Source organism: Nitratireductor soli, assembly GCF_001050155.1.
Lineage (GTDB): Bacteria > Pseudomonadota > Alphaproteobacteria > Rhizobiales > Rhizobiaceae > Nitratireductor > Nitratireductor soli.
This window is the reverse complement of record NZ_LFVY01000009.1, coordinates 61,646-80,155: the sequence shown is the minus strand read 5'-3', so window position 1 is coordinate 80,155 and position 18,510 is coordinate 61,646. Positions and strand designations below refer to the sequence as shown.

Below are 18,510 nucleotides of genomic sequence, written 5' to 3'. Positions count from 1 at the left end.
TTGCCCGGGTCGGCAGCGCACACGGCCGCCGTGCCCGCGGCGCTTTCGTCCCTCCTGACGCCTGTTTCCTTCGACGCTCTGCCCGGCTGGCGGGAGGACACGTTTCTGCCGGCGTTGCGGGCTTTCACCCGCTCGGCGCATCAGGTGCTGCAAAAGCCCTATCGTACCGGCAGCCTGGGCATTGCCCTGTCCGCCTTTGCCGAGGCGCATGCCGCCGCGCGCGCCGTGAGCGTACCTGACGAGACGACAGCGCGGACCTTCTTCGAAAGCCATTTCATCCCGTGCCGGGTTGCCCCGGCTGATGGCGGGCATGGCTTCGTCACCGGCTATTACGAGCCGGAGGCCGAGGCGTCGCGGACGCGCACGGAGCGCTTCACCGTCCCGTTATACGCCAGGCCCGCCGATCTCGTCGATGTGGACGATGCCAACCGGCCGGAAGGGCTGGACCCCTCTTTTGCCTTCGCCTGCCGGCGGGATGACGGCCGGCTGGTCGCGTATTTCGACCGGCGGGCGATCGATTCCGGCGCGCTCGAAGGTCGGAAACTGGAGTTGGTCTGGCTGGAAGACAAGGTCGACGCGTATTTCATTCATGTCCAGGGCGCCGCCCGGCTGAGGCTGACCGATGGTGCGACGATGCGCATCACCTACGCAGCCAAGAGCGGCCATCCCTTCACCGGCGCCGGAAAAGTGCTTATCGCGCTGGGGGCGCTGGACCCGCAGATTGTCACGATGCAGACCATTCGGGCCTGGTTCCGCGACAATCCGTGGCGCGTCGACGAGATTCTCTGGCGCAACCGGTCCTACATTTTCTTCCGTGAAACGGAGCCGGGAGACGCTGGCATAGGACCTGTGGCGGCCGCCAAGGTCCAGCTGGAGCCCGGCCGCTCGGTGGCCGTCGACCGCCTGTTGCACACGTTCGGCACGCCCTTCTTCATCGATGCGCCGACGCTCACCGCTTTCGACGGCGCGCCGTTTCGTCGCCTGATGATCGCCCAGGACACCGGTTCGGCCATCACCGGCCCGGCGCGCGGCGACCTGTTTGCGGGGACTGGCGCCGCCGCAGGCCAGATCGCCGGCGGCATCCGCCATCCGGCCGACTTCTACGCGCTGGTGCCGCGCAGCCTGGTGGAGACCGGGCGATGACCCGCCACACGCCGAAGCGGCTGAGCCTCGATGACCGCATTCTCTGGAACAAGGTGGCGCGCACGACGGAACCGCTGAAGGGCAAGGTTCTGGACGAGCCGCCCATGCCCGCCGACGACACCATGGCCGAACTGGCGCGGCTGGTGGCGGTTGCCGAGCAAGGGCGCGCTGCCGCTCGGCAGGCCCCGGCGGTGGTCGGCGTGCCGGCCAAGCCCCATCCGGCGCGCAAGATCGATCGACCGACGCACACGAAGCTGGCCCGCGGACGCCTGACCATCGACGGCCGCGTCGATCTGCATGGATTGACCCAATCGGAAGCGCATGGATTGCTGCTGTCGTTTCTCAGCCGCGCCCATACCAACGGGTTGCGGCATGTGCTCGTCATCACTGGCAAGGGTGCTTCGCTCGGCAGCGACGGTGTGCTGCGGCGCGCGCTGCCGCAATGGCTGGCGACACCGCCCTTTTCCGGCCTGGTCAGCGGCATGGACGAGGCCAGCCGGCGGCATGGCGGCGGCGGCGCCTTCTACATCCGCCTCAAGCGGCATGGCGGGCCAGGCCTGTGACACCGCTCGGTGAGAAAGTCCGCAAGCTGCGGCGCGAACGCGGTTTCAGCCAGAAGGACATGGCGGCGGCCATCGGCGTCAGTCCGGCTTATCTCTCAGCCTTGGAGCATGGCCGCGCCAGCCCGCCCAATTGGGCGATGGTGCAGAAGATCATCGGCTATTTCAACGTCATCTGGGACGACGCGGACGAATTGCAGCGCATCGCCGAACTGTCGCATCCGCGTGTCGTGGTCGACACTGCCCGCCTTTCGCCGAGGGCGACGGAGCTTGCCAATCTGCTTGCCGCGCATATCGGCAAGATGAAGGACGCGGAGATCGCAGTGCTGCTCGACCAGTTGAAGGAAATAACCGGCGGGAAGCCGGGCGGTGGAAAATCGGGGATCTGAACTTGCTGGCAGGGTGGCCCGCAAGCTCATGAATCCTGGAACAGCGCCTTCAGTTCGTCGATCTTCTCGTTGACGAGCCAGCCATAGTAGTTTTCCTCGGGCCATTTAATCGGTTGACCCGTCGTGCTGCGCAGGCGGTTTTCCGCCGCCAGCCGCGCGGCGCGCGCTTCTGGATTGCCCAGATTGTAGAGCGTCGCCGTGATGCCGGGATTTTTCGAGATGTCGAAACCGGCGATCTTGCGATAGGCCGCTATGGATTCCTTCACCGTTGCCGCCATGTAGGCCAACGATTTGTCCGGATCCATGATGGTCCGGTAGACCTCCTGCGGATCGTTCTCATCAAGCTTGCGGAAGCCCGAAACGGCATGCACCGTATCGGTCATCTGCAACGCGGTCAGCGGGTTGAGCTGACCGATGCCGAAGGTCTGCCCGGCGTAAAAGGGCTGGAAGAACACCGCGCCGAACCGGTTGTTCGGCCAGGATTTGCCATCGACGGTCTTGCCGCGGAAGGCCTTGTCCCACACGTCTTCGCGGCAGGTCCACAAATCGTTGCTGCCGTCTTCCTTGGCGCAGTCGGAGAATTCCGGCCGGGCGACGAACTGGCCGACCGTCTCGCCATTGTGCCTGAACGAGAAATCGCTCTTCAGGTACGAGACCGCCTTGATATAGTAGGTTTGCAACCGGTCATAGGCGTCTACATTATAGGTGTGTTCGCCGACGATGGCGCCGACCATATGCACCGGGTCGATCTGGTAGTGCGCGGCAACGTCGCGGATCTTCGAGATCAGCATGCCGTCATTCTTCAGCAGCTGGTAGACCTTGCCGTATTTGGCATCATAGGTCGTCTTGGCCGATCTCGTGCGCTTGGCCGAGCCGCCCGGCACTGCGGGCTGTTCGGCATTGCGGTTGCCCTCCGGCACCAGCTTGGCGGCGCTGGCGGACAGAATGCCGGCGCCCAGAAGCCCAAGGCACAAGCCGATAACCAATTGAGCCCGTGATGCCATGTCGCGCTGCTTCCGCCCCGGTTCATCGTGTTTGAATGGCGCGCAAGGTAGGCAAACGCTGCGATCAAGTCGAGAGAGATTCTCGGATTGGCGCAAGCGTCCGCCCAACCGCGGCACGGATGCCACACTCCGCCCGCTGCAGATGCATGGCGCTTTACAGGATGAAGCGCGACAGATCCGTGTTCCTGGCCAGATCGCCGACATTCTTTTCCACGTAATCGGCATCGACGATGAGCTTCGTGTCGGAGCGGTCCGGCGCGTGGAAGGAGATGTCGTCGAGCACACGCTCCATCACCGTCTGCAGTCGCCGCGCGCCGATGTTCTCGACGGAGGCGTTCAGGTCGACGGCGATCGCCGCCAGCCGGTCGATGGCGTCGTCGGTGAACTCCAGCTCGACGCCCTCCGTCGCCATCAGCGCAATGTACTGCCTGATCAGGCTCGCCTCGGTCTCCGTCAGGATGCGGCGGAAATCATCCTTCTCCAGCGCCCGCAGCTCGACGCGGATCGGCAGGCGGCCCTGCAGTTCCGGCAACAGGTCGGACGGCTTCGACACATGGAAGGCGCCCGAGGCGATGAACAGGATGTGGTCGGTCTTCACCGGCCCGTATTTGGTCGCCACCGTCGTGCCCTCGACCAGCGGCAACAGGTCGCGCTGCACGCCCTCGCGCGACACGCCGGCGCCCATGCCGCCCTCGCGGTTGGCGATCTTGTCGATCTCGTCGAGGAAGACGATGCCGTCATTCTGCGCCGAATCCAGCGCCCGGTGCACCACCTCGTCCTGGTCGAGCAGCTTGTCGGATTCGTCGTTGATCAGCAGCGCGTAGGATTCCTTGACGCTCGTCTTGCGCTTCTTGGTCTGCTGCCCGCCCATGGCCTTCTGCAGCATGTCGTTGATGTTCAGCACGCCGATATTGGCGCCCGGCATGCCGGGCAGCTCGAAACCGGGCATGCCGCCGCCCGAATCCGAGACCTCGACCTCGATTTCCTTGTCGTCCAGCTCGCCATTGCGCAGCTTCTGGCGAAAACTGTCGCGGGTGGCCGGGCTGGCCGTCTTGCCGACCAGCGCCTCAAGAACGCGCTCCTCGGCGTTCATGTGGGCGCGTGCCTTGACGCTCTCGCGCATCTTTTCGCGCGTCAGGCCGATGGCGGCTTCCACCAGGTCGCGGATGATCTGCTCGACATCGCGGCCGACATAGCCGACCTCGGTGAACTTCGTCGCCTCGACCTTGATGAAGGGCGCGCCGGCGAGCTTCGCCAGGCGGCGCGAGATTTCCGTCTTGCCGACACCGGTCGGGCCGATCATCAGGATGTTCTTCGGCATCACCTCCTCGCGCAGATCGGCTTCGAGCTGCTGGCGCCGCCAACGGTTGCGCAGGGCAATGGCCACGGCGCGCTTGGCGTCCTTCTGGCCGATGATGTAGCGGTCGAGCTCGGAGACGATCTCGCGCGGGGAAAATGTGGTCATGTGTTCGTCTCGTTTTGTCTGTCGTATTGCATGATCAGGGCGCCTTCGGTGCGTCCCTCGAGATGGTCTACAGGCCGGAAACCGGCTTTTTCATAGGCACGCACCGCGCGCCGGTTTTCAGGATCCGGGTCGATGATGATGTTGGTATGCCCCGCCTCCAGAAGGTGGCGCACCATCAGCTTTACCGCGGCGGCGCCGATGCCCTTCGAAAGCAGGTCTTCCTCGCCGATCGTCAGGTCGATGCCGACGGTATCGGCCAGCAGTTCGGCAAGCCACGGCGCCTCTTTCATTGTGGTCTCGTCGCGATTGTCGGCGAGAAACCAGTACTGGATGTAGCCGATCGGCCGGCCGTCGAATTCGATCACGAAGGGCCGCGTCGTATCGCGTCCCTCCACCATGTCGCGGATGTGGCCGAGCTCGGTTTCCGCTTCGCCCCACCATTCGCGCACATGCGCCCGGTTGAGCCAGTCGAGAAGCAGCGGGAAATGCGCGGCTGTCACCGGAGCGAAGGTGATCCGGCCGGCCTCACTCGGCATCGAGCGTTTCCACCACGACGTTGTCATTGGTGTAGATGCAGATCGAGGCGGCGATCTCCATCGCCTTGCGGGCGATGGCCTCGGCGTCCCGCTCGGTGTCAATCAGCGCGCGCGCCGCCGCGAGTGCATAATTGCCGCCGGAGCCGATGGCCATAACCCCCTGCTCGGGTTCCAGAACGTCGCCATTGCCGGTCAGCGCCAGGGTGACGCTCTTGTCGGCCACCAGCATCATCGCTTCCAGCCGGCGCAGATAGCGGTCGGTGCGCCAATCCTTGGCAAGCTCGACACAGGCGCGCATCAACTGGTCGGGATATTGTTCGAGCTTCGCCTCCAGCCGCTCCAGAAGAGTGAAGGCATCGGCGGTCGCGCCGGCGAAGCCGGCGATCACATTGCCCTTGCCGATGCGCCGGACTTTCCGCGCATTGCCCTTCATCACGGTGTTGCCGAGGCTCACCTGCCCGTCGCCGGCGATCACCACCCTGCCGCCCTTGCGCACGGTGACGATCGTCGTGGCGTGCATGGATCTGTCTTCACTCATCGCACACTCCTTATCGCGCCGCCCGGGAAGAGGCGCGGCGCCGTCAGAGCGATTATGTAAGCGGACGGGGCCGGATTGCAAACGGCCCCGTCCGGCCCTGGCGCCCTCATGGTGAGCTTGTCGAACCACGAGAGCGCTTGGCGCTGCGAAAACATGCTGCTAGTGGTCTGACCGAAACTGATGGTTCCCATCCGTTTCGATAAGTCAGCCCACAAGCTGTTTGATTTGGTGGGGCGATTTGTCCTAACAGATGGGCACCATCTGTTAGGATCGCACCACCAGAAGGCAAGCCTTCTGAACCGCCAGGGAAAATGAGCCATGGTTTCCAGCAAGACGCGCACGGCCGAGATCAGCCGCAAGACCAATGAGACGGCGATTGCCGTCCGCGTCGATCTCGACGGCGAGGGCCGCTACGAGGTGGCGACCGGGGTCGGTTTCTTCGACCATATGCTGGAGCAGCTTTCCCGCCATTCCCTGATCGACCTGACGTTGAAAGCCGAGGGCGACCTGCACATCGACGACCACCACACGGTGGAGGATTGCGGCATCGCCATCGGCAAGGCCATTGCCGATGCGCTCGGCGAGCGGCGCGGCATCACGCGCTACGCGTCGCTCGACCTCGCCATGGATGAGTGCCTGACACGGGCCGCCATCGACGTTTCGGGCCGGCCGTTCCTCGTCTGGGATGTGGTGTTTCCGACGCCGAAGATCGGCACGTTCGACACCGAGCTGGTGCGCGAGTTCTTCCAGGCTCTGGTGCAGAATGCCGGCGTCACACTGCATGTGACCAACCATTATGGCGTCAACAGCCACCACATCGCCGAAACCTGCTTCAAGGCCGTGGCGCGCGTGCTGCGCGCGGCCTGCGAGCCGGACCCGCGCCAGCGCGACGCGGTTCCGTCCACCAAGGGCAGCCTGAAGGGATAGGACGATGGCGAGCTATGTGGTGATGGAGCCGCCGCAGGCCGGAGCCGAGGATGCGGTGCTCGTGCGTGACGGATTTGCCTTTCTGGCTTTCGTCGTGCCGTTTCTCTGGTTCCTGTGGCATCGCATGTGGCTGGAGGCGTTGGCGGCTCTGGCCGCCGCGCTGCTGCTCGGCGCGCTGGGCACGCTGGAGGGATGGTCGGTCGCATCGACCGTGATGTCGCTGTGCGTGTCGCTGTTCCTCGGCCTCGAGGCGCGCGGCTTGCGCATCGCCATGCTGCGCCGGCGCGGCTGGCGGCAATGGGGCGTCGTCGAGGCCGACAGCCGCTCCGACGCCGAAACCCGCTACATGGCCGAGCTGTTCTCGGGGGAGGCGCTGGCCGTGACGCCACCGCGGCCGAACCTGCCGAATGCCCCTGCGAAGGGCTTCGGCCGCGATTCGGGTCCGGCGCTCGGCCTGTTTTCCTATCCGGGAGCGCGCTGAGATGCGGGTTGCCATCATCGACTATGGCTCCGGCAATCTGCGCTCGGCGGCCAAGGCCTTCGAGCGCGCCGCGCGCGAAACCGGCATCGCCGCCGACATCACTGTCACGGCGGACGCCGACTGGGTGCGTTCGGCCGACCGTATCGTGCTGCCCGGTGTTGGCGCCTATGCCGATTGCCGCCGGGGCCTCGATGCCGTGCCCGGCATGACGGAGGCGGTCACCGAAGCGGCGATTGGCAAGGGCCGCCCCTTTCTCGGCATCTGCGTCGGCATGCAGTTGATGAGCGAACGCGGACTGGAAAAGACCGTGACCCGGGGTCTCGGCTGGATCGCCGGCGATGTGGTGGAAATGACGCCGACGGATCCGGCCTTGAAGATTCCGCAGATCGGCTGGAACACGATTCACGTGAAACACTCGCATCCGCTGTTCACCGGCATCCCCACCGGCCCGGATGGTCTGCACGCCTATTTCGTCCATTCCTATCATCTGGCGGCGACGAACGATGCCGAGGTGCTGGCCACCACCGACTATGGCGGGCCGATCACCGCGGCGGTGGCGCGCGACAATCTTGCCGGCACGCAGTTTCATCCCGAAAAGAGCCAGGCGCTCGGCCTGGCCCTGATCGCCAACTTCCTGAGGTGGGCGCCATGAGCAGCGGAACCATGAGCACTGAAACGAAGAAGGGCTACTGGATCGCGATGGTCGATATCGCCGACCCCGAAGCCTACAAGGGCTATATCGAGGCCAATGCCACAGCCTTCGAGAAATACGGCGCGAAGTTCCTTGCCCGCGGCGGCCAGCACATTGACCCGGAAGGGCCAGCCGGTGACCGGCAGGTAATCATCGAATTCAGCTCATACGAACGGGCGATCGCCTGCTACAACTCGCCGGAATACCAGGAAGCGCTGAAGATCCGCCTTGCCAATTCGACGGCGAAATTCACCATCATCGAGGGCGTCTGACGCATGATCCTGTTCCCAGCCATCGACCTGAAGGACGGCCAGTGCGTGCGGCTGAAGCTCGGCGACATGGACGAAGCGACCGTCTACAACCCGGACCCCGCCGCCCAGGCCAGGGCCTTCGAGGAGCAGGGGTTCGAATGGCTGCATGTGGTCGATCTGAACGGCGCCTTCGCCGGCGAAAGCGTTAACGGCGCGGCGGTCGAGGCGATCCTCAAGGCGACGAAGAACCCGGTGCAGCTCGGCGGCGGCATTCGCACGCTGGCGCATATCGAGGCCTGGCTGGACAAGGGTCTGGCGCGCGTCATTCTCGGCACAATCGCCGTGCGCGACCCCGATCTGGTGCGCGAGGCCTGCAAGGCGTTTCCGGGCAGGATCGCCGTCGGCATCGACGCGCGCGGCGGCAAGGTGGCCGTCGAGGGCTGGGCTGAAACCTCCGACCTGGCGGCGGTCGAGCTTGCCCGCCGCTTCGAAGGCGCGGGCGTTGCCGCCATCATCTACACCGACATCGATCGCGACGGCGTTCTGACCGGCATCAACTGGGACGCGACGATCGACCTGGCGGAGGCAGTATCGATCCCGGTCATCGCCTCCGGCGGCCTCGCCTCCATCGCCGACATCGTCCGCATGACCATGCCCGACGCGAAGAAGCTGGAAGGCGCCATCTCCGGCCGCGCGCTCTACGACGGCCGCATCGATCCTGCCCAGGCGCTCGAGATGCTGCGCGGAGCTGCCGCATGACCCTCAAGGCCCGCGTCATCCCCTGCCTCGACGTCAAGGACGGCCGTGTCGTCAAGGGCGTCAATTTCGTCGATCTGGTCGATGCCGGCGATCCGGTGGAGGCGGCCAAGGCCTATGACGCCGCCGGCGCCGACGAATTGTGCTTCCTCGACATCACCGCATCCAGCGACAACCGCGAAACCATCTTCGACGTGGTGGCGCGCACCGCCGAGCAATGCTTCATGCCGCTGACGGTGGGCGGCGGCGTGCGCGAAGTGGCCGACATCCGCAAGCTGCTTCTGGCCGGCGCCGACAAGGTGTCGATCAACACCGCTGCCGTCAACGATCCGGATTTCGTCGCCCGTGCCGCCGACAAGTTCGGCAATCAGTGCATCGTCGTCGCCATCGACGCCAAGAAGGTGTCGGGCGAAGGCGAGGCGAACCGCTGGGAAATCTTCACCCATGGCGGCCGCAAGGCGACCGGCATCGACGCCGTCGAATTCGCCCGCCGCGTCGTCGACCTCGGCGCCGGCGAAATCCTGCTGACATCGATGGACCGCGACGGCACCAAGGCGGGCTACGATATCGCCCTCACGAAGGCGGTCGCCGACGCGGTGCGCGCGCCGGTCATCGCCTCGGGCGGCGTCGGCACGCTCGACGATCTGGTCGCCGGCGTGCGCGACGGCCATGCGGCGGCCGTGCTTGCCGCCTCGATTTTTCACTTCGGCACCTATACGATCACTGAAGCCAAAGAGCACATGGCGGCCGCCGGCATCCCGATGCGGCTCGACCCGGTGCGCAATGATCTGGAGCAGGCATGAGCGCATTCGACCTTGCCCGGCTGGAAGCCATCGTTGCCGAACGCGCGCGCTCGGGCGCCACCGGTTCCTGGACGGCGAAGCTGTTTGCCAAGGGTACGGAAAAGGCCGCGCAAAAGCTCGGTGAGGAAGCCGTCGAGGCGGTCATTGCCGCTGTCTCGCACGACCGCCAGGGTCTCATTTCCGAAAGCGCCGATCTCCTTTATCATTGGCTTGTCGTGCTGGCGCTGGAAGGCGTTTCGCTCGATGAGGTGATGCGGGAGCTTGAAAGCCGCACCGCGCAATCCGGCGTGGCGGAAAAAGCGGCGCGGAAGGAATGATTTCGATGGCGGCAAGGAAGGGGGCCGCGGATTTCATGGACCAGCTTGTCTCAGGGGAGAAGTATTCTCCCTACCGGATCTTCTCGGCGGAAAAATGGGCGCAGTTTCGCGCCGACACGCCGCTCAACCTGACCGAGGACGAGGTGCGCCGCCTGCGCTCCCTCAACGACCCGGTCGATCTGGAAGAGGTGCGCCGCATCTACCTCTCCATGTCCCGCCTCCTGTCGGCGCATGTCGAGGCGAGCCAGCTCCTGTTTCGCCAGCGGCAGGTGTTCTTCAATTCCAACGACGTGGTGAAGGCGCCCTTCATCATCGGCATCGCCGGCTCCGTCGCCGTCGGCAAATCCACCACTGCCCGCGTGCTGCAGGAATTGCTTGCCCGCTGGCCGTCGAGCCCGAAAGTCGATCTGGTGACGACCGACGGGTTTCTCCATCCCAACGCGGTTCTGCGCCGCGAAAACCTGATGGAACGCAAGGGCTTTCCCGAAAGCTACGATCTCGGCGCCGTGCTGCGTTTTCTCTCCGGCATCAAGGCCGGCATGCCGAATGTGCGTGCGCCACTGTATTCGCACCTGACCTATGACGTCCTGCCCGGCGAATTCGTCACCATCGACCGGCCGGACATCCTCATCTTCGAAGGCATCAACGTGTTGCAGACGCGCGACCTGCCGCAGGACGGCACGGCGGTGCCGGTGGTGTCGGACTTCTTCGATTTCTCGATCTATATCGACGCGCCGGAAGAGCTGATCCATCAATGGTATGTCGACCGCTTCATGCGGCTGCGCGACACGGCCTTCAAGAACCCCGAATCCTTCTTCCATCGCTATGCCACGCTGAAGCCCGACGCGGCGCTGGCCATCGCCGAGGGGCTTTGGGAGAACATCAACCTGAAGAACCTGCGCAACAACATCCTGCCGACCCGCCCGCGCGCCGACCTGATCCTGCGCAAGGGCGCCAACCATCTGACCGAAGAAGTCGCGCTCAGGAAGCTCTGAGCGGTTTTCTCAAACGGGCATCGTCACGCGGCGCAGGGTGAGGTTGATGCGTCCCGGCGCGTTGAGCCCCGACGAATTGAACAATGTCGAGGTGCCGGGATAGATGCGGTCGACGCCATGAAAGGCGAGGCGGCCGGCGCCGCCCAGCACCACCACATCGCCGCTCTGCAGCTTCACCGAAACGGTTCTGTCGCCGCGCTTCGGCCCGCCGACACGGAACAGGCACGCGTCACCCAGTGAAACCGACACGACGGGCGCGGAAAATTCCTCCTCGTCGCGATCCTGGTGCAGGCCCATCCTGGCGGTTTCCGCATAGAAATTGACGAGGCACGCCTCCGGCGGCGCGGCGTAATCCGCCACGTCATCCCACAATGACATGAGACGTGCGGGAATCGGTGGCCAAGGCTTGCCGGTGACGGGATGGGTGTCCTGGTAGCGATAGCCGCGCTCCTTGTCGGTCACCCAGCCGAGCGGCCCGCAATTGGTCATGCGGACGCTCATCTCCTTGCCCGTGCGCGGCATGGCGGGCACGAACAGCGGCGCGTCGCGCACCACGGCGCGAATGTCCTCCGCCAGTGCCTCCTGCGCCGCTCGGTCGAGCAGGCCGGGCAGATGGCGAACACCCTCGGTCAGGATCGGCATGGTAGAGGTCTCACGTTCCGCATGCCCGAACATAGCAGGCCGAAAACAAAAACGGCGACCCGAAAGCCGCCGTTCGTGGTTCCTGGTCGCCCGGCGATTACGCCTCGGCGAGATCCGGAATGCGCAGCACCTGGCCGGGATAGATCTTGTCCGGGTGGGTCAGCATCGGCTTGTTGGCCTCGAAGATGACCGTGTGCTTGGTGCCCTTGCCCTTGCCGTATTGGGCCTCGGCGATCTTCCAGAGATTGTCGCCCTTCTTGACGGTGTAGAACACCGGTTCCTTGGCGCTGCCTGCGCTTTCGGCAACCGTCAGCTCGCCGGCCTCCACCTTGGAAACGCCGAGCGTGTTGCCGACGGCGATGACCGCTTTTTCGAAGGCGGACTGGTCGGCGACCTGGCCTTTCAGGACCACCTTGTCGCCTTCGACGACGATGTCGACCTTGTCGGTGCCGAGCTTATGGGAATCGAGTTCCTTCTTCAGCTCGGCCGCCTCTGGGGCCTCTTCATCCACCACGCCCAGCTTCTTGCCCACCGATTTGACGAAATCGAAAATACCCATTGAAACTCTCCGGTTTTGAAATACGCGTCATTTGACGGGTAATGCACCAAGATTTCAACTGTAAAACAGTGCGCCTGCATAAGTTTGCGGTCGGGACCGGAAGTCTGCCGGCGCCACCTGCCTATTCGGACGAGACCTTGCCGCGCATTTTCTTCACCGTCGAGCGCCCGGCCTTCGCCTTCAGGCGCCGCTCGACGGACGAGCGCGACGGCCGCGTTTTCTTGCGCGGCTTCGGCGGAGGTTCCGCTGCGCGGCCGATCAGTTCGGCCAGCCGGTCGCGGGCATCGGCGCGATTCTGCTCCTGCGTGCGGAAGCGGCTCGCCTCGATGATGATGTGGCCTTCCTTGGTGGCCCGGCTGCCGGCGAGTTTCAGCGCCCGCTCGCGCACACGCTCAGGCAGGCCGCGCGCGTTGATCACGTCGAAGCGCAACTGCACCGCCGTCGCCACCTTGTTGACGTTCTGCCCGCCAGGCCCCGAGGAACGGATGAACTGCTCCTGCAGCTCGTCCTCGTGGACGAGAACGCCGTCCTTGATGATCAGATCGCCTTCGGCCATCGCACGCTTTCAGCTAAAAAATGGGCCCGGTGTGTCCGCCGGGCCCTGAAAATGCGCATGGATGGAGTTATGTGCAAGCTCTGCCTATTCGGCAGCTTCCGCGCGAACGGGCGCCGCAGCTCTCACGCTGGCATCCACATGGGTTTCGAACTTGGCGAAACTGTCGATGAACATGCCCACCAGCCGGCGCGCCTGGGCGTCATAGGCGGCCTTGTCCGCCCAGGTCGAGCGCGGGTCGAGCAGATTGGCGTCGATGCCCGGCACGGCGACCGGCACGGCAAAGCCGAAATGCGGGTCGGTGCGGAATTCCGCGCCGTTGAGCTCGCCGCGCAGTGCCGCGTTAAGCAGCCCGCGCGTCACCTTGATCGGCATGCGGCTGCCGGTGCCGTAGGCGCCGCCGGTCCAGCCGGTGTTGACCAGCCAGCAATCGACCCCGTGCTGGGCGATCAGGTCGCGCAGGAGGTTGCCGTATTCGGCAGGATGGCGCGGCATGAAGGGAGCGCCGAAGCAGGTCGAGAAGGTCGCTTCCGGCTCAGTGACGCCCTTTTCCGTGCCCGCCACCTTGGCCGTGTAGCCGGACAGGAAGTGATACATGGCCTGCGCCGGCGTCAGCTTGGCGATCGGCGGCAGCACGCCGAAGGCATCGGCCGTCAGCATGATGATGTTCTTCGGCTGGCCGCTTTGCCCGGTGGCGCTGGCGTTGGGGATGAAGTGCAGCGGATAGGCGCAGCGGGTGTTTTCCGTCAGGCTGCCATCCTCGAAATCCGGGTTGCCGTGCGCGTCGAGCACGACGTTCTCCATGATCGTGCCGAAACGGCGCGTCGTGGCGAAGATCTCCGGCTCGGCTTCCTGCGAAAGATGGATCGTCTTGGCGTAGCAGCCGCCCTCGAAATTGAACAGGCCGGTTTCGCCCCAGCCATGCTCGTCATCGCCGAGCAACGTGCGCGCCGGATCGGCCGAAAGCGTCGTCTTGCCGGTCCCCGACAGGCCGAAGAACACGGCGGCATCGCCACCGGGTCCGACATTGGCCGAGCAATGCATCGGCATCACGCCGCGCGCCGGCAGCAGATAATTAAGCGCGGTAAAGACCGATTTCTTCATTTCGCCGGCATAGGAGGTGCCGCCGATCAGCACGATCATGCGTGTCAGGTCGATGGCGATCACCGTTTCCGTGCGGCAGCCATGGCGCGCCGGGTCGGCACGGAAGGACGGCAGGTCGATGATGGTCATGCGCGGCATGAAGGAGGCGAGCGCCTCGGCCTCCGGCCGCAGAAGCAGGTTGCGGATGAACAGCGAGTGCCAGGCATACTCGGTGACGACCCGCACCGGCAGGCTGTTTTCCGGGTCCGCCCCGCCCACCAGGTCCTGGACGAACAGGTCGCGGTCGGCCGCGTGGCTGAGGAAATCGGCACGCAGCGCGGCAAAATGCTCCGGCGCCATCGGCTTGTTGTTGTCCCACCAGACGACGCCCTCGGTGGCGGTGTCGCGGACGATGAACTTGTCCTTCGCCGACCGGCCGGTGTGCTGGCCCGTCTCGGCCACCAGCGCGCCATGTGCCGAGAGCTGCGCTTCGCCGCGGCGGATCGCTTCCTCGTAGAGGGCGGCGGCCTGAAGATTGTAACGGACAGCGCCCGTCGTTTTCAGACCGCAGGTTTCAATCCCGCAATCCGGATTGCGCATGCCGGTTTCGTTCATACTGACCACCAGAATCCCCTGAGCATTTTGCAGTCAGGCGGACTCACCTGACGTCCGCATAAATGCGGAAAAACAAGTAGATAAAGCGTCCTTGATGCGTCCGAATGGACGCATGGCGCCTTTGACGATGCCCGTCTGCGCGGGCGGATAATGGTGAAAACACAAAAAGGCCAGAAATTTCAAACCATTAATCGATTTAAAGATTTTAAAATCGTCTAAATCGTTTAAATCCCGGTGAACAGCTGTGGGCAATCTTGAAGCGCTTTGCTGACCGGTTTTGCTCCGTCGCCTGCGGTGGTGTGACACACGCCGTGTTCTGTGCCACATTTTGTACCTAATTTGTCCTGCAACTGCGCACGTTCGACGCAGAGAGGGACGAAAAGCCCATGAGGGAGCCGCTTGACATGGCAACGATCGCGCTTGTCGATGACGACCGCAACATTCTGACATCCGTTTCCATCGCCTTGGAGGCTGAGGGATATCGGGTAGAGACCTATACGGACGGGGTTTCGGCCCTGGAAGGTCTCGGTGCGCGGCCGCCCAACCTGGCCATCCTCGACATCAAGATGCCGCGCATGGATGGCATGGAGCTGCTGCGCCGCCTGCGCCAGAAGAGCGACGTGCCGGTGATCTTCCTGACGTCCAAGGATGACGAGATCGACGAGTTGTTCGGCCTGAAGATGGGCGCCGACGATTTCGTCCGCAAACCGTTTTCGCAACGCCTTCTGGTCGAGCGCGTGCGCGCCGTGCTGCGCCGCGCCAGCGCCCGTGACGCCATCGTCAAGGCGCCGGGCAAGCAGACCCGTTCGCTCGAGCGCGGCCAGCTGGTGATGGACCAGGAGCGCCACACCTGCACCTGGAAGGGCGAACCGGTGACGCTGACGGTGACCGAGTTCCTGATCCTGCATTCTCTGGCGCAGCGGCCAGGCGTGGTCAAGAGCCGCGATGCGCTGATGGATTCGGCCTATGACGAGCAGGTTTACGTCGACGACCGGACCATCGACAGCCACATCAAGCGGTTGCGCAAGAAGTTCAAGTCTGTTGACGTGGAGTTCGACATGATCGAAACGCTCTACGGCGTGGGGTACCGCTTCCGCGAGATCTAGAGCATGGTTCCGGAAAAGGATCGTGCGAGAATCGAAAGGCTGGATCGGGATAAAGCCTCATCGTGATCCAATGCCCGCCCGGATTGGCGTGTGATGCCCGCGGCCGGATGGTCGCGACAAGACGGTGGTGATGAAGGCAGACAGGGACAAGACGGAAGCACGGCCGGCAAGGACCGCGCGCCCGGCCGGACAGGCGCCCTTCGGGCGGCTCGCCGTCCCTCTGCGCCGTCTGTTCGGCCATTATGTGTTTTCCAGCCTGACGCGCCGCATCCTGTTTCTCAATCTGGCAGCGCTCGGCGTCCTGGTGGTCGGCGTCCTCTATCTGAACGAGTTCCGTGAGGAGCTGATCAACGCCCGCGTCGAAAGCCTGATGACCCAGGGCGAGATCATCGCCGGCGCCATTGCCAGCTCGGCTGAGGTGGAGACCGATTCGATCCTTGTCGATCCCGACAAGCTCCTCGAATTGCAGGCCGGCGAGAGCCTGCCGCCCCGCTCCGATCAGCTGGAAAGCCTGCAGTTCCCGATCAACCCCGAGCGCGTCGCGCCGCTCTTGCGCCGGCTGATCCCGCAGACGCGCACGCGTGCGCGCATCTATGATCCCGATGCCAACCTGCTGCTCGATTCGCAGTATCTCGGCCAGGTCCTGCGTTACCAGCTGCCACCGGTCGACGAGGATCAATCGAACCTGGTCGAGCGCCTCTGGCAGCGGGCGCGCGGACTGTTCCGCCGCAGCGATCTGCCGATCTACCGCGAGCAGCCGGGCGGCAACGGTATCGCCTATCCCGAGGTGATGACCGCGCTGACCGGCACCACCACCAAAGTGGTTCGCCTCAGCGAGCAGGGCGAGCAGATCGTTTCCGTTGCCGTGCCGATCCAGCGCTTCCGCGCCGTGCTCGGCGTGCTGCTCCTGTCGACGCAGGGCGGCGACATTGACAAGATCGTCGCTGCCGAGCGCAAGGCGATCCTGCGGGTCTTCGTCGTGGCGTCGCTGGTGACGGCGATCCTCTCCCTGCTGCTCGCCTCGACCATCGCCAATCCGCTGCGGCGGCTTTCGGCGGCGGCCGTCCGGGTGCGCCGTGGCGCGCGCTCGCGCGAGGAGATTCCAGATTTCTCGCACCGCCAGGATGAGATCGGCAATCTTTCAGCGGCCCTGCGCGACATGACGAAGGCGCTCTATGCGCGCATCGACGCCATCGAGAGCTTTGCCGCCGATGTGGCGCATGAACTGAAAAACCCGCTGACCTCGCTGGGCAGCGCGGTCGAAACACTGCCATTGGCCAAGGATCAGCGCTCGCGCGACCGCCTGCTGGAGATCATCCAGCACGACGTGCGCCGCCTCGACCGGCTGATCAGCGACATTTCCGACGCCTCGCGTCTCGACGCGGAATTGTCCCGCGAGGATGCCGAGCGGATCAATCTGGAAAAATTCGTCAGCGACCTCATCAGCGCGACCGTGGAGGCCGGCACGACGAAAAAACCGGCCGAGATCACGTTCGAGACCCGTGCCGCCCAGGGCGGCGGGCGCGGCTTCTTCATCCAGGGGCACGATCTGCGCCTCGGTCAGGTGATCACCAATCTGATCGAGAACGCCCGCTCGTTCGTGCCCGAAGGAACCGGGCGCATCGTCGTTGCCCTGTCGCGCGCCGACCGGCGGGTCATCATCACGGTGGAGGACAACGGCCCCGGCATCCGCGTCGAGAACATCGACCGCATTTTCGAGCGCTTCTACACCGACCGGCCGGCCGGCGAGGCTTTCGGCCAGAATTCCGGCCTTGGCCTGTCGATCAGCCGGCAGATCGTCGAGGCGCATGGCGGCACGCTGACGGCGGAAAACATCGTCGGTGCCAAATCTGGCGATATCAAGGGCGCCCGCTTCATCGTCGCTTTGCCTGCCGAGGACTGACAGGCCATGCAGAACCGCCACGCGACAGCCCTCGTCATCGCCGACCGGGGCATTGTGATCGAAGGAGCCTCCGGCGCCGGCAAGACGACGCTGGCGCTCGAACTGATCGCCGCCTTTTCGGCGCGGGGCGTGTTTGCGCGGCTTGTGTCGGACGACCAGCTGTTCCTCGCGGCGCATCATGGCCGCCTGCTGGCCCGCCCGCCCGCCACGATCGGCGGGCTTGCCGAGGCGCGCGGCTTCGGCCCGGCGCCGATCGACCATTTGCCGGCGGCAGTGGTCGACCTGGTGATTCGGCTGGTCGATGCCGAACACGCGCCGCGCGTTCATGACGACCGGACGATCGCCTGCGAGGGCGTTGTCCTGCCCTGCCTCGATCTCCCCGCAAGGGCGGCGCGCGGGGCGGTCCATGCGGTCGCCGCCTGTCTCGATTTGCCGCCTTTCGGCGGCATACAGGCCACCCCCTGAACACAATTTAGGCGAATCGCCGCAGTTTTGGGCTTGTCAACGGCTTGTGCGTTGACAAGATAGCGCTCTTGTCGTGAGGCAGTCGTGGGCGTCGTCTGTGCGTTTCGTCGAACAGACCGTCGCTCCGGGCGCGAACCATCGTGGAACGCATGTTGGGATCGTGCTTGAACAACAGGTAACCGGATATGCGGCTGTCGCCGCGGATGCCATTCGGATGGAGTGACAGTGTGACAGCCTCGAGCACAGTTTCGGACACCAGTGGTGCGATCCCAACAGATGGTGCCATCTGTTGGGAAAAATCGCCCCACCAGACCAACAGCTTGTGGGCTGACTTGTCGAAACAGATGGGTACCATCTGTTTCGGCCAGGCCACCAGTGGTGCGATCCCAACAGATGGTGCCATCTGTTGGGAAAAATCGCCCCACCAGACCAACAGCTTGTGGGCTGACTTGTCGAAACAGATGGGTACCATCTGTTTCGGCCAGGCCACCAGTGGTGCGATCCCAACAGATGGTGCCATCTGTTGGGAAAAATCGCCCCACCAGACCAACAGCTTGTGGGCTGACTTGTCGAAACAGATGGGTACCATCTGTTTCGGCCAGGCCACCAGTGGTGCGATCCCAACAGATGGTGCCATCTGTTGGGAAAAATCGCCCCGCCAGACCAACAGCTTGTGGGCTGACTTGTCGAAGCAGATGGGTACCATCTGTTTCGGTCAGGCCACCAGC

General features: G+C 64.4%; 23 protein-coding genes. 14 read left to right on the top strand and 9 right to left on the bottom strand.

Translation table 11 applies throughout. The features are described 5' to 3' along the window. From mltA to AB843_RS12655, 3 genes are read left to right on the top strand one after another with little or no spacing between them, the layout of a single operon-like run. Entirely contained in the window at positions 1-1,143 is a 1,143-nt protein-coding gene (mltA, locus tag AB843_RS12665; protein WP_048647221.1) for a murein transglycosylase A, read from the top strand. Beyond that, on the top strand, positions 1,140-1,706 hold the full coding sequence (locus AB843_RS12660; RefSeq protein ID WP_048647220.1) for a Smr/MutS family protein: 567 nt from the start codon (positions 1,140-1,142) through the stop codon (positions 1,704-1,706). The genes mltA and AB843_RS12660 overlap by 4 nt, the downstream gene beginning before the upstream one ends. Further along, complete coding sequence (locus AB843_RS12655; protein WP_048647219.1) at positions 1,703-2,092, top strand: helix-turn-helix domain-containing protein; 390 nt, start codon at positions 1,703-1,705, stop codon at positions 2,090-2,092. Before AB843_RS12660 ends, AB843_RS12655 begins: the two co-directional genes overlap by 4 nt. A 26-nt stretch (positions 2,093-2,118) precedes the next feature. On the opposite strand, the gene AB843_RS12650 is transcribed toward AB843_RS12655, so the two are convergent. From AB843_RS12650 to hslV, 4 genes are all read right to left on the bottom strand, one after another. After that, positions 2,119-3,096, bottom strand: a complete 978-nt coding sequence (locus AB843_RS12650) for a DUF1402 family protein (protein WP_048647218.1) — start codon at positions 3,094-3,096, stop codon at positions 2,119-2,121. A 154-nt stretch (positions 3,097-3,250) separates the two neighbouring features. Continuing rightward, a complete protein-coding gene (hslU, locus tag AB843_RS12645) occupies positions 3,251-4,561 on the bottom strand; it encodes an ATP-dependent protease ATPase subunit HslU (RefSeq protein ID WP_048647217.1) in 1,311 nt (436 codons plus the stop codon). Then, complete coding sequence (locus AB843_RS12640; protein WP_048647216.1) at positions 4,558-5,097, bottom strand: GNAT family N-acetyltransferase; 540 nt, start codon at positions 5,095-5,097, stop codon at positions 4,558-4,560. The genes hslU and AB843_RS12640 overlap by 4 nt, the downstream gene beginning before the upstream one ends. Beyond that, complete coding sequence (hslV, locus tag AB843_RS12635) at positions 5,087-5,635, bottom strand: ATP-dependent protease subunit HslV (RefSeq protein ID WP_048647215.1); 549 nt, start codon at positions 5,633-5,635, stop codon at positions 5,087-5,089. Before hslV ends, AB843_RS12640 begins: the two co-directional genes overlap by 11 nt. 318 nt (positions 5,636-5,953) lie before the next feature. On the opposite strand from hslV, the gene hisB reads away from it, so the two are divergent. Genes hisB through coaA form a run of 8 tightly spaced genes read left to right on the top strand, consistent with a single transcriptional unit; the run spans position 5,954 to position 10,856 of the window. Then, positions 5,954-6,562: an imidazoleglycerol-phosphate dehydratase HisB gene (gene hisB / locus AB843_RS12625; RefSeq protein WP_048647213.1), complete on the top strand. Its 609-nt coding sequence runs from the start codon at positions 5,954-5,956 to the stop codon at positions 6,560-6,562. 4 nt (positions 6,563-6,566) lie between these two features. Beyond that, positions 6,567-7,043 (top strand): DUF2628 domain-containing protein, encoded by a 477-nt coding sequence (locus tag AB843_RS12620; RefSeq protein ID WP_048647212.1) that lies wholly within the window; start codon positions 6,567-6,569, stop codon positions 7,041-7,043. A 1-nt stretch (position 7,044) separates the two neighbouring features. Further along, a complete protein-coding gene (hisH, locus tag AB843_RS12615; protein ID WP_048647211.1) occupies positions 7,045-7,695 on the top strand; it encodes an imidazole glycerol phosphate synthase subunit HisH in 651 nt (216 codons plus the stop codon). Positions 7,696-7,706: 11 nt separating this feature from the next. Then, positions 7,707-8,006, top strand: coding sequence for a DUF1330 domain-containing protein (locus tag AB843_RS12610; protein ID WP_048647375.1), 300 nt, complete (start codon positions 7,707-7,709; stop codon positions 8,004-8,006). 3 nt (positions 8,007-8,009) lie between these two features. Continuing rightward, positions 8,010-8,744, top strand: a complete 735-nt coding sequence (gene hisA, locus AB843_RS12605) for a 1-(5-phosphoribosyl)-5-[(5-phosphoribosylamino)methylideneamino]imidazole-4-carboxamide isomerase (RefSeq protein ID WP_048647210.1) — start codon at positions 8,010-8,012, stop codon at positions 8,742-8,744. After that, on the top strand, positions 8,741-9,544 hold the full coding sequence (gene hisF / locus AB843_RS12600; protein ID WP_048647209.1) for an imidazole glycerol phosphate synthase subunit HisF: 804 nt from the start codon (positions 8,741-8,743) through the stop codon (positions 9,542-9,544). The genes hisA and hisF overlap by 4 nt, the downstream gene beginning before the upstream one ends. After that, positions 9,541-9,861 carry a phosphoribosyl-ATP diphosphatase gene (locus AB843_RS12595; RefSeq protein ID WP_048647208.1) on the top strand — a complete coding sequence of 107 codons (321 nt, stop codon included), beginning with the start codon at positions 9,541-9,543 and terminating at the stop codon, positions 9,859-9,861. Before hisF ends, AB843_RS12595 begins: the two co-directional genes overlap by 4 nt. A 35-nt stretch (positions 9,862-9,896) precedes the next feature. Next, positions 9,897-10,856 carry a type I pantothenate kinase gene (coaA, locus tag AB843_RS12590; RefSeq protein WP_048647374.1) on the top strand — a complete coding sequence of 320 codons (960 nt, stop codon included), beginning with the start codon at positions 9,897-9,899 and terminating at the stop codon, positions 10,854-10,856. 9 nt (positions 10,857-10,865) lie between these two features. Here the strand turns inward: coaA and AB843_RS12585 are convergent, their stop codons facing one another. The 4 genes from AB843_RS12585 to AB843_RS12570 form a co-directional block, all read right to left on the bottom strand. Beyond that, complete coding sequence (locus tag AB843_RS12585; RefSeq protein ID WP_048647373.1) at positions 10,866-11,498, bottom strand: alpha-ketoglutarate-dependent dioxygenase AlkB family protein; 633 nt, start codon at positions 11,496-11,498, stop codon at positions 10,866-10,868. A gap of 97 nt (positions 11,499-11,595) precedes the next feature. After that, positions 11,596-12,057, bottom strand: coding sequence for a peptidoglycan-binding protein LysM (gene lysM / locus AB843_RS12580; RefSeq protein WP_048647207.1), 462 nt, complete (start codon positions 12,055-12,057; stop codon positions 11,596-11,598). Positions 12,058-12,178: 121 nt separating this feature from the next. Then, positions 12,179-12,613 carry an alternative ribosome rescue aminoacyl-tRNA hydrolase ArfB gene (gene arfB / locus AB843_RS12575; RefSeq protein WP_048647206.1) on the bottom strand — a complete coding sequence of 145 codons (435 nt, stop codon included), beginning with the start codon at positions 12,611-12,613 and terminating at the stop codon, positions 12,179-12,181. Positions 12,614-12,697: 84 nt separating this feature from the next. Continuing rightward, positions 12,698-14,308 carry a phosphoenolpyruvate carboxykinase gene (locus tag AB843_RS12570; protein ID WP_048647205.1) on the bottom strand — a complete coding sequence of 537 codons (1,611 nt, stop codon included), beginning with the start codon at positions 14,306-14,308 and terminating at the stop codon, positions 12,698-12,700. Between the two features lie 404 nt (positions 14,309-14,712). Here AB843_RS12570 and AB843_RS12565 point away from each other — a divergent pair, with 404 nt between their 5' ends. The 3 genes from AB843_RS12565 to AB843_RS12555 all read left to right on the top strand — a co-directional run bounded on the left by AB843_RS12565 (position 14,713) and on the right by AB843_RS12555 (position 17,782). Beyond that, a complete protein-coding gene (locus AB843_RS12565) occupies positions 14,713-15,414 on the top strand; it encodes a response regulator transcription factor (RefSeq protein WP_087587102.1) in 702 nt (233 codons plus the stop codon). Between the two features lie 130 nt (positions 15,415-15,544). After that, positions 15,545-17,317, top strand: a complete 1,773-nt coding sequence (locus tag AB843_RS12560; protein WP_048647203.1) for a sensor histidine kinase — start codon at positions 15,545-15,547, stop codon at positions 17,315-17,317. 6 nt (positions 17,318-17,323) lie between these two features. After that, complete coding sequence (locus AB843_RS12555) at positions 17,324-17,782, top strand: HPr kinase/phosphorylase (RefSeq protein WP_048647202.1); 459 nt, start codon at positions 17,324-17,326, stop codon at positions 17,780-17,782. 7 nt (positions 17,783-17,789) lie between these two features. On the opposite strand, the gene AB843_RS12550 is transcribed toward AB843_RS12555, so the two are convergent. Beyond that, a complete protein-coding gene (locus AB843_RS12550) occupies positions 17,790-18,488 on the bottom strand; it encodes a hypothetical protein (RefSeq protein ID WP_048647201.1) in 699 nt (232 codons plus the stop codon). Positions 18,489-18,510 lie beyond the last annotated feature (22 nt).